Source organism: Curtobacterium sp. MCBA15_013 (assembly GCF_001865095.1).
Classification (GTDB): Bacteria; Actinomycetota; Actinomycetes; order Actinomycetales; family Microbacteriaceae; genus Curtobacterium.
Genome location: NZ_MJGQ01000056.1, coordinates 1 through 715, shown reverse-complemented (window position 1 = coordinate 715; position 715 = coordinate 1). Strand labels below are relative to the sequence as shown.

General features: G+C 71.3%; 1 protein-coding gene. It reads right to left on the bottom strand.

The features are described from left to right. Positions 1-108 precede the first annotated feature (108 nt). Positions 109-657 (bottom strand): TetR/AcrR family transcriptional regulator, encoded by a 549-nt coding sequence (locus BIV01_RS16890; protein WP_070418334.1) that lies wholly within the window; start codon positions 655-657, stop codon positions 109-111. Between the last annotated feature and the right edge of the window lie 58 nt (positions 658-715).

The window sequence follows — 715 nt, the reverse complement described above, 5'->3', positions numbered from 1 at the left end:
CAGCAGCAGGATCGAGAAAACAGCGGCGATGACGCGGCCCACAGTGGTACCTCCGGAATCAGGCGGGTGGATCGGACCCAGTCTATCCCCAGGAGCGACGAACTCGGTTCACGCGCCGGGGCGGGTGGCGATCAGCCGGTCGACCACGGCGAGGAGCGGTTCCATGTCGACCGAGGCGCGGTCCGGTCGGACCTCGCTGGCGGCGCCCAGGGACGCCGCGTGGTACAGCCCGTCGCCCATGAGCTTGATCGCCTGCGCCGTGGGGACGTCCCCGAGCGAGTCGACGAGCGTGGCCAGCCAGGCGTTCTCGGTCTCGTCGAGGGTGCGGCCCGCCTCTTCGTAGCCGGCCTGCTGCAGCCGGCTCGCCGCGAGGAGGGCGAGGTCGAGCTCGCTACCCACGAACTGGCAGTTCCGCACGAAGTAGCGGGCGGCGCCGTCCTCGGCGTCCCGCATGCGCTCGACGTCGATGGCGGAGAGGTCGGACAGGCGTTCGCAAAGTCCCTCGACCAGGGCGGCCTTCGAGCCGAAGTGGTAGAGCAGTCCGCCCTTGGACACCCCGGCCCGGGCGGCCACGGCGTCGAGGGTCGCCGGACGCTCTCCTTCCTCGCACACGATGGCGACGAAGCTGTCCAGGACACGATCGCGGGCGCTTGCCATGCCGGAAGTCTGCCATGTGACGCGGGCGTGCCGCGTCCGGCGGGCGCAGCGCAGGCGC